This window comes from Pseudorhodobacter sp. E13, from assembly GCF_003991405.1.
GTDB lineage: Bacteria > Pseudomonadota > Alphaproteobacteria > Rhodobacterales > Rhodobacteraceae > Pseudorhodobacter.
Map to the genome: position 1 here is coordinate 1 of NZ_RPEN01000122.1, position 8,994 is coordinate 8,994.

Annotated in this window: 8 protein-coding genes; 5 read left to right on the forward strand and 3 right to left on the reverse strand. The window is 58.3% G+C overall.

What is annotated here, in order from left to right:
• The 4 genes from mobQ to EGN72_RS00745 all read left to right on the forward strand — a co-directional run.
• Positions 1 to 1,345 (forward strand): MobQ family relaxase (mobQ, locus tag EGN72_RS00730; RefSeq protein WP_233586979.1); only part of this gene is annotated, 1,345 nt, incomplete at its 5' end.
• Positions 1,346 to 1,356: 11 nt separating this feature from the next.
• A complete protein-coding gene (locus EGN72_RS00735; RefSeq protein ID WP_127044753.1) occupies positions 1,357 to 1,668 on the forward strand; it encodes a hypothetical protein in 312 nt (103 codons plus the stop codon).
• A 1-nt stretch (position 1,669) separates the two neighbouring features.
• Positions 1,670 to 2,080, forward strand: a complete 411-nt coding sequence (locus tag EGN72_RS00740) for a hypothetical protein (protein ID WP_127044754.1) — start codon at positions 1,670 to 1,672, stop codon at positions 2,078 to 2,080.
• 408 nt (positions 2,081 to 2,488) lie between these two features.
• Positions 2,489 to 3,373 carry an ArdC family protein gene (locus tag EGN72_RS00745; protein ID WP_127044755.1) on the forward strand — a complete coding sequence of 295 codons (885 nt, stop codon included), beginning with the start codon at positions 2,489 to 2,491 and terminating at the stop codon, positions 3,371 to 3,373.
• Positions 3,374 to 3,626: 253 nt separating this feature from the next.
• Here EGN72_RS00745 and EGN72_RS00750 read toward each other — a convergent pair whose 3' ends face one another.
• The 3 genes from EGN72_RS00750 to EGN72_RS00760 all read right to left on the reverse strand — a co-directional run bounded on the left by EGN72_RS00750 (position 3,627) and on the right by EGN72_RS00760 (position 8,125).
• Positions 3,627 to 4,334 (reverse strand): deiodinase-like protein, encoded by a 708-nt coding sequence (locus EGN72_RS00750; RefSeq protein WP_127044756.1) that lies wholly within the window; start codon positions 4,332 to 4,334, stop codon positions 3,627 to 3,629.
• A complete protein-coding gene (locus EGN72_RS00755; protein WP_127044757.1) occupies positions 4,327 to 4,776 on the reverse strand; it encodes a MarR family winged helix-turn-helix transcriptional regulator in 450 nt (149 codons plus the stop codon). Before EGN72_RS00755 ends, EGN72_RS00750 begins: the two co-directional genes overlap by 8 nt.
• A gap of 448 nt (positions 4,777 to 5,224) precedes the next feature.
• Positions 5,225 to 8,125: a Tn3 family transposase gene (locus EGN72_RS00760; RefSeq protein ID WP_127044758.1), complete on the reverse strand. Its 2,901-nt coding sequence runs from the start codon at positions 8,123 to 8,125 to the stop codon at positions 5,225 to 5,227.
• Positions 8,126 to 8,249: 124 nt separating this feature from the next.
• Between EGN72_RS00760 and EGN72_RS00765 the strand changes: the two genes are divergently transcribed.
• Complete coding sequence (locus EGN72_RS00765) at positions 8,250 to 8,801, forward strand: recombinase family protein (RefSeq protein ID WP_067629846.1); 552 nt, start codon at positions 8,250 to 8,252, stop codon at positions 8,799 to 8,801.
• The last annotated feature ends 193 nt before the right edge of the window (positions 8,802 to 8,994 follow it).

Genomic DNA, 8,994 nt, shown 5'->3' on the forward strand with positions numbered 1-8,994 from the left:
TCACCCTCGCGCTCCCGACCAGCGCAACCAGGCGCTGGACCCTGTTTTGAAGAGAGGCGTCCCAAGCGTGGCGATCTATCATCTCAGTGCAAAAGTGATCAGCCGGGCCGGGGGCCGGTCATCGGTCGCAGCCGCCGCCTACCGGACGGCTGGGCGGCTGCGGGATGACCGGCAGGGGTTGGCGCACGACTATTCCCGCAAAGGCGGGGTCGTGCATTCCGAGATCATGGCCCCCGAAAACGCGCCCGACTGGATGCGCGATCGCGACCAGCTCTGGAACGCGGTCGAAGCCGTCGAGAAGCGGCGCGATGCCCAGCTTGCCCGCGAGATCGAAGTGGCTCTTCCCCGCGAGCTCGATCGCGGGGAGCGCCTGGAACTGTTGCGTGGTTTTGTTCAGCGCGAATTTGTCGATCGCGGCATGATCGCGGATGTGGCCATTCACGAGGGCAAAGCCCGTGATGGCCACGGTCAGCCCCATGCACATGTCATGCTCACCATGCGCGAGCTGACCGGCGAGGGGTTCGGGAAGAAGGACCGCAGCTGGAATGCGCCGGACCTGCTGATGGGCTGGCGCGAAGCCTGGGCGCGGGACGCAAACACGGCCCTTGAGCGGGCAGGGCGGTCGGAGCGGATCGACCACCGGTCCCTTGATGTTCAGCGCACTGAGGCCGAGCAACAGGTCGAGCGGGCGCGCGGGGGCGGGCAGGAAGAGCTGGCGCTTGAGCACGAGAAGAAGGTGGTCGAGCTCAGCCGGGAGCCCGAGCCGAAAATCGGCCCATCGGCCAATGCCCAGGAGAAACGCGGGATCGTCACGGAGCGCGGTGAGGCTTTCCGCGCGGCTCAGGCGCGCAATGCACAGCGCCAAGAGTTGGGCTGGCGTCAGTTGGAATTGCGGCTTGAGCTGATGGAGCGGGGGCGCGCCTTCATTGCCACCGCGCGCGAGCGGCTGGATCAGCTTTGGGGCCGCGCCGAGGCGGCGATGTCACGGATCAAGGAGAGGGTTATGGGCGAGGTCGAGAGGCCGCAGGCTGGTGCTGAGCGGGGCGATATGGACGCGCGCCGGGCGGCGGTGTTGGGGCGCGATATTGATCGACCCGAGGTGCAAGCGCCAGACATCGGGCGTGAGAGGGTTGCGCCCGACGATCCAGACCGAGATCGGCGGGACGCCATCCTTGGGCGTGCGCGCGATATCGGACAGGAGCGGGATGCAGCGGCGATAGAACGGGACATTGCCGCCCGTGACGGCGATAGCCGTGATCAGGGGCGGCGAGATGACATACTCGGGCGTGGGCGTGATACTGCGTCCGAGCGCGTGCAGGGCCGCGATAGACGCAGAGAAAGATGAAAGGCAATCATATGAAAGACGTGCAAGAAATTATCGCGGAACTTCAGCGGCGCGGGCCTATTGATGAAACTGAATTTTATCGGGTGGAGGGGCCAACACCCAGCCCATCTTTGGTGCGCAGTGCGCTCGTAAAAATCAGTGGTGACGAGGGACTAGGTGGATACCGTTATTACTGTACTGTGCTTGAACACTGTGGTTGTCATCCAGAGGAGGGGGCATCTAAGGCGCTGATTATGGCCACTGAACGGGCGCGACAAATGCTTGTCATTGGCCCGAAAAATAGAACTGAGATGGACAACATCCTCAAGAAATATGGGTTCTGAAATGATGCACGATGATTGGGAGCCCTTTGTTCTGCCAGACGGGCGCACAACGCGAATTAAATACACATTTGTCGTGTCACCAGATAAGCCTGTTTTGGGACGATATGGGCATTTTGAGCCCGAGAGAACACGTGTTACTTGGGCAGATCGTTCAGAGCAGCGGTGTTTATATTTTGGCGCTGGCCCTCAGGCTTTAGACTATGCTCGTGAAGAGGCTGCAAGCCATCCTGCAGGCGCTAAACGGGAAAAAGCGTATGAGGAGTATTTGCGTTGCCGTAAGTATTTGTGGCGCGATATGATTGGTCGCGTAGTCACTGTAAGTGACGATAAAGATGTAAGTGATATTTGGGTTGTGGGAGTTGAGGAAACCTCCACGGCCGACTTTGAGATCATGCTTGATCGCCACAAATAGTCCTGAATCCGGCATTTGTGATCCCGGCAATGTGCCGGTCTCGCTTTGAGCGATAGACAGGGCCGGGGATCGACGGGCTGACGCCCGCTCACCCCAACCCTGACAGTTTCTAAATCCCTGTTGATCCGCCTGCCATCCTGTCAGGTCCAAGAAAACCGGCAAGCGCCGCCCATGGCGTCGGTTCCGGTCGAGAATTCCGGTTCCTCCCACGCGCAGGCGCGCGGTTCCCTCCCAAATTCACGCCCTCCACCCGGTTGTCACGGCCCCGCCAGGCCGCAGGACGGGCTTTGCCCTTACCTGCTCTGCCCTTCGGAATGCATGGGCATTCCAAAGATCAGAACAGGAAGGCCCGCCCATTGGCGGAAAGGGGAAGAGACCCGGCCCGCGTCACTCAAAGGAGGGTCACAAATGACCGCAGAGAAGTTTGACGTTTATTCCCATGTCACCAACCAGATCATCGCGCAGATCGAGGCTGGAACGCCGCCCTGGCGCAAGCCATGGACCGGCGGAGGGGTATCAGTCAGCTTGCCGGAACGGTTCAACGGGGAAGCCTATCGGGGGATCAACATCCTGATGCTTTGGGCGACAGCGATGGCCAAGGATTACAGCTCAGCCCGCTGGATGACGTTCAATCAGGCCAAGCAGCTTGGGGGCCATGTCCGCAAGGGCGAGAAATCCGCCACGGTTGTGAAATACGGCACCGTCGAGCGTGAGGACGATAACGGCGAGGAACGCCAGATCCCCTATGCCAAGGCCTACCGCGTGTTCAACGCCGACCAGATCGAGGGCCTGCCCGCTGAATTCTATATCCTGCCCGATCCGCCCCGTGATCTTGGCACCGTCGCCGATCCCGCGTTGGAAGTATTCTTTTCCGCGAGCGGGGCGCAGATCGACACTACCGAGGAGCCGCGCGCCTATTACAACATCAAGACTGACCGCATCCACATGCCGCCGATCGCCACCTTTCACAGGGCGGCAGGGTATTACGGCACCTTGGCGCATGAGCTGACGCACTGGACAGGGGCGACAAAGCGGCTTGACCGTTTGGGCCGGTTCAATGATCGCAAGGCCTATGCCTTCGAGGAGCTGGTCGCCGAAATCGGAAACTGCATGTTGTGCGCGCAGATCGGGGTGGAGCCTGAATTTGATCAGAGCGCGGCTTATGTCGAAGGATGGCTTGAGGCGATGAAGGAAGACAGCCGCGCGATTTTCCGCGCCGCATCGGAGGCGCAGAAGGCCGTGGATTACATCATGAACCGCACCGCGCGGGCTGACAGGATGGCCGCTGAGTAGCCCCGTACCGCCGAAAGATCGAGGCCCCCGTCAGCAAGCGGGGGCCTTTTTGCGTTGTGGCGTGACTCTGGGCGGTGGCGGTTTCAGGGTGACCTGTCGGCAGGCAACCTAAAGGTCTCCTGCTGCCAGGCCCGGCGCTTCGCGCGGACGGGCATTTCATGCCCGGAAACGGTGGTTAGCGCCGGAGACACAAACGATGAGTTCTGGCGGCCGAACGGTCCACAGCGACCCTTCGCTGACAGGTCGGCGCATCTCAACATCTGACATCAGGGGGGGTGCCAATCGGCTTTCCTCGTAGCAAGCGGATGTTGCGAAGCACAAGGTTGTTCCAGATCAGTCGAGGCAGTCCGCGCAGGAAGTCCGCCATGGATCCCTTGCCGCCTGCGCGCAGGATTTTCAGACTCACTGAGGGCGGCACCGGCTTGAACCAGGCTTTCAGGTCGGCAGGCTTGCCTTGTATCAGCAAAGACAATGCCCGGCCCGTGGTTTCAGGGTTGTTCCAGTCCGAGGCATACACCACGCAGCCATTGCGATTGATGATAAAGACCGAGTTGGGGTATCCCCCATAGGCCTGATGGGCTGTTCCATTCAGATCATCCACCAGAACCTTGCGCCGTTCCCCATCCGAACGCAGCAGCGCTGCGCAACTTTGCTTGTCGTCGTCTGACTGGTGCGCAGAGATGGCCGCGCCGGGATGCGCCTCCCGCACATAAAGCACTGAAAAGTCGACATTCTGGTACTCTCGATGCAATGCGGACATGGTTTTCCGGCGCCCCTGAAACAGCGGGCAGGTCAGACTCCCCATCTCCAGCACGAGGAAAGTGCCGTCAAAGTCCAGCAGGCGGGAGTGGCCACCATCGGCACGGGTCAGGTTGAAATCGGGAGCGGGGGTGCCGGGATTTGGGCCACGAAAATTGACAAGATCGTAGTCCTTGGCGCTAAACTGATCGTAGTTATACATCTTGCGTCCTTTTTGCGGCGGAGAGGTTTTCCGACATCCTTTTCAGAATCTGAATTACCCGCTCCGCATCTTCGGGGGCGATACCCCTCAATGATGTGTCGATGAACGCCTTGGCCGTCTCGGACAGACTGGAAAATTCGGCGCGACCAGCAGCGGTCATAACAACGTCCACGACCCGACGATCTTTGCGTTCACGGATCCTTTCGACCAACCCCTTTCGTTCGAGTCGGTCGACCAAGCGCGACACGGTTGTGGAGTCGCGCAAGGTCAATTTTGCGAGGATGCGCGGGCTCAATTGTTCATGCTTGTTCAGAATAAGCAGCAGGGCCCATTCTTCACTGGTTACTTTCTGCCCTTTGGCCGCAAACGCTTCCTCAAGCTCCTTTCGAAGCTGAAACCCAAGGTGGTTCACCCAATACTGTGGAAATTGCTCATAATTCATAGTAAGATGCTATATACATTGAGTGTATATAGCAATCAATAAACATGAACGACATGTTCAGCATAGCGCAGTGCATGGGGGCAGAGCAGTTCGTGTCGACCTCCAGCCGACATTCAATCGAAGTGCAGCAATAGTTGAGCGGGTTCACTTCGATCCTTGGCCACATGGACACGAACGGCCGCTGTTGGACAAAAACCTATGGTCACAATATGCATGACAAATACGTGGATTTAGCCAGTGACATAAACGTCTGAGTTCGGTCCAGATGTGGCGAAAAGCAGACCTTAGTCTCCATCTGACCATCCGGCAGCTTTGCGGACGGAATGGACTTTCGCTGCAATTGCACCAAAGTCCGGTTTGGCGAGGCGCTCAATTGGGTGTCGTTTTCGTTCGGATGTTCGGGCGCTACCAAGCGGGGGTCGAGTGGGGCTGAGTGCAGAAAACCCCTTTAAGGATTTTGCGCTTCTATTTTCCGCCAACGATATTCGCCTGTTAGGATGATATGGGCCCACCCAAGCGGCGATATGTGGGCGAGGAGTTCGGGTGGGCAATCCAATCCTGCCCGCTGTCGCCTTGCCACAGCGTTTCCGAGCTGTTTGGAATTCCAATAAATGATGATGGCGGTCAGCAGATTGAGGCCAGCGATGCGGAAGTGTTGTCCTTCCGTGGTACGGTCGCGGATTTCTCTCTGACGCCCGATCCGAAGAGCACCTTTCAGGGCGTGATGTGCCTCTCCCTTGTTCAAGCCGATATGGGCGCGGCGCTGCATGTCGGTGTCGAGCAGCCATTCGATGATGAACAATGTGCGTTCGACCCGGCCGATCTCCCGCAAGGCCAACGCCAGATCATGTTGCCTCGGGCGCGCGGCCAATTTCTTGAGGAGGTGACTTGGCTGCATCCGGCCCGACAGCATTGTTGCGATACAGCGCAAAACATCCGGCCAGTTTTCGACGATCTTCGCTTCCCGAATTTTGTCCCCGGTTAACCCTTTCAGCTCTTTGGGAACAGCGCGGAGGTCAAACACATGCAACCTCTTGGAGGACAGGTCGCGAATGCGGGGATGGAAGTGGTACCCGAGCAGGGACGTGGCGGCGAAGACGAGATCGGTGAAGCCGCCGGTGTCGGCATACTGCTCTTTTATCTTCCGTCCCGCCTCGTTCATCAGCAAGCCGTCGAGGATATAAGGTGCCTCGCTCACCGTGGCGGGAATGACCTGAGTGGCGAATGGCGCATACTGGTCAGAGACGTGGGTGTAGGCCTTTATGCCCGGCTCGTTGCCGTATTTTGCGTTGATGAGGTTCATTGCCTCGCCCTGCCGCGTCGTTGGGAAAAACTGCCCATCACTGGAAGCCGTTTTCCCTACACCCCAGAATTTGGTCATTGGCAGGTGGGTCTGCGCATCAATCACCATGGCCAGGGCGCGGGCCATTCCCTCGCTTTCGACATGCCACCGTGACAAACGGGAAAGCTGTATGAAGTCATGAGTGTTGGTGGCATTTGCCATTTTGCTCAGGCCTAGATTGAGACCCTCCGCCAGGAGCACGTTCAGCAAGCCAATCTTGTCACGGCATGGGGCACCGGTGTGCAGATGCGTGAAGGCTTCGGTGAAGCCGGTGTCTTTGTCGACCTCTGTGAGAATATCGGTGATCCGCGTCTCCGGCAGACGACGGTAAAGATCGAGGACGAGATCACCGGCCTCCTCCGGCACATCGGCGTCAAGACGGCTCACGCGCAAAACGCCGTCTTCAATGACTCCACTCGGCAAGGTTTTGGAGCGCACCGCCTTGGCCAGCCGTTTCAGCCCCTCTTCCAAGCGGCGCTTTCGATCAGCCATCCAGATCTCTGGTTCCAGTGGCATTGAAAGCCCCATGGCGCGGGCGGCATCGATGGACACAAGGGCTTGCTTCATGTCGGCATGACGCCGCGAATGCGGAAGCCAGATATCGCCAGAACGGAACGCATCGCGCAGGTGGCACAGGACGGCGACAACCCACAGCCGCTCTTGATCAATATCGGGCGCGCGGAATTGCGGTCGCCATTTCGAACGTGGTTGTAAAAAGGTCAGCGATGTGGCCGGGATATCCTGTTTGTCACGGATAATCTGCGCTGCCGTGATCAATGGCTGGGCCACACTGGCGCATGTCATATCCAGAGCATTCAACATGCGCCGAGCATAGCGTTTGAACCGGTGGAAGCCCTTGGACACATGGGCCAGAGTATCTGCTTTCACCGTTGCCTGAAGCTGTGTTGCTTGCGCGACCAGACTTTCAAGGCCGCTCCAGCCGCAAGAACTATCGACGGCATTGGCGAGGGCGGCATCGTCGCCTTTGGCCATCAATAGGTTTGATCCCAGGGTCTCAAATCCAGCCAGGGTCTTTGCGACGTCCGCCTGAGCTTCCGTGACCCGCGCGTCGCAGATCCGTTTCGCATCCCGCCAGACGCTGCCTACAATCCTGTCATGTGTTTCCACAACGGTATCTGCGATGGCAGCGCTCCATTCCACGACGCAGACGGCCAGGATGGCAAGGCGGCGGTCACTGGTGATGTCACGTAGTCCTTTCGCAAAGTAGCGTTCTCCCTGACGGCGCAGCCGCGTGACCCGATGTGCTGGGATGTCGTCCATAATTTCTGGTGCCAAGGCAATCGCCTTCAGAAACTCCAGCCGATCAAGCAGGCGGTTGATATCTGCGGAGTTCTTGCCTGGCTCAAACTGGCGCAACCACACGAACGTGGTGGTTTGGCCCTCCTCTTCCTCATTCAATAAGCCATCGAGACGAGCGCGCATCGCGCGGTCAAGGCACGCCGTTATCCGAGTTTCGATCCGGCGTTCGGCAGCAACAAGCGCGTCGGCGCACATCCGTTCCATGACAGTCGTTCCCGGCAGGATGATATGCCGCCCACGACATTCTTGCACAAAGGCCCTCACCAGACCTTCGCTCGATTGCGCACCTTCGGCATTCTGATCAAGCCACGCACGCATCTGTTTGACCCGCTTGCCCTTGAACATCTCGTACCTATAAATCTTGCGCAGTACTTCCAGGTGCTCGTGCCGTGTGTTCTCTCGCTCGGCATAATGTAGAAGGTCATCGGGTTTGACGCCGAGCTGGGCGGCGATGAAGTCAGACATTTCTTTGGGGATGATCTCTCCGGGCCTCAGCAGCCGTCCCGGATATCGAAGGGCACAAAGCTGCAGCGCAAATCCGATCAGGTTCTCAGGGCGGCGGCGGGTGCGGATAAAATCGATGTCTTCATCGGACAGGGCGTAATGCCGAAGGATCAACGCCTCATCCGTTGGAAGGTGGAAAAGGGCCGCGCGCTGTCGCGCGGTCAGAACCGCTCGGTGTGCCATGAGGGTCGTCTTTCTATACGGAGAGGGTCTTCAAAACTGTAGAAATTGAGACCATTCGCTTGCCATGTCTTTTTCAATGTCTCAATATGACAGTCGCAAGACCTCTGAATTTATTCGAGACACTATGGCCAAAGTCGGATACGCCCGCGTCAGCTCAGTCGGACAATCTCTGGACGTGCAGCGCGAAAAGCTGGATGGCTGCGACAAGCTTTTCGAAGAGAAGCGCAGTGGTACGACGGACGCCCGCCCTCAGCTGAAAGAATGCCTGAATTACGTCCGCGACGGTGACCAGCTGATTGTCACACGTATCGACCGATTGGCGCGATCCACACTGCACCTTTGCCAGATCGCTGAAACACTGAAACAGAAAGGTGTCGATCTGGTCGTGCTCGATCAGAATATCGACACGTCCGACGCAACCGGGCGGCTGCTGTTCAACATGCTCGGAGCCATTGGCCAGTTCGAAACCGAAATCCGCGCCGAGCGACAGATGGATGGGATCAAGAAGGCCAAAGATCGCGGCGTACAGTTCGGCAAACGACCCGCGCTTTCAGAAGATCAGATCGTTGAGCTACGCAAAAAGCGTACCGCTGGAATGCTGATCAAAGATCTGATGGCACACTACAGCCTCTCAAAAGCGACAATCTATCGGTATCTCGGAGCGAACGAACCGTGAGCGTCAGTCTCAACGCGCAAACAACCCAACAGAAACCTTAAAGGGGTTTTCTGCACTCAGCCCCACTCGACCCCAAGCGGGCGAGAGTACCCCAAAGCGTGGGGCAATCATGCTGCCATTTTCTGATCTCCGTCTGGCTTCATCCCCGGATACCATTGCTGGAACTTCGTACGCAGGGTGCCGTCCAGCGTGC

Coding starts and splice junctions, on each gene's coding strand:
- EGN72_RS00765 (WP_067629846.1), top strand. CDS start 8,250: ATGGCCAAAGTCGGATACGCCCGCGTCAGCTCAGTCGGACAATCTCTG.
- EGN72_RS00745 (WP_127044755.1), top strand. CDS start 2,489: ATGACCGCAGAGAAGTTTGACGTTTATTCCCATGTCACCAACCAGATC.
- EGN72_RS00755 (WP_127044757.1), bottom strand. CDS start 4,776: ATGAATTATGAGCAATTTCCACAGTATTGGGTGAACCACCTTGGGTTT.
- EGN72_RS00740 (WP_127044754.1), top strand. CDS start 1,670: ATGATGCACGATGATTGGGAGCCCTTTGTTCTGCCAGACGGGCGCACA.
- EGN72_RS00750 (WP_127044756.1), bottom strand. CDS start 4,334: ATGTATAACTACGATCAGTTTAGCGCCAAGGACTACGATCTTGTCAAT.
- EGN72_RS00760 (WP_127044758.1), bottom strand. CDS start 8,125: ATGGCACACCGAGCGGTTCTGACCGCGCGACAGCGCGCGGCCCTTTTC.
- EGN72_RS00735 (WP_127044753.1), top strand. CDS start 1,357: ATGAAAGACGTGCAAGAAATTATCGCGGAACTTCAGCGGCGCGGGCCT.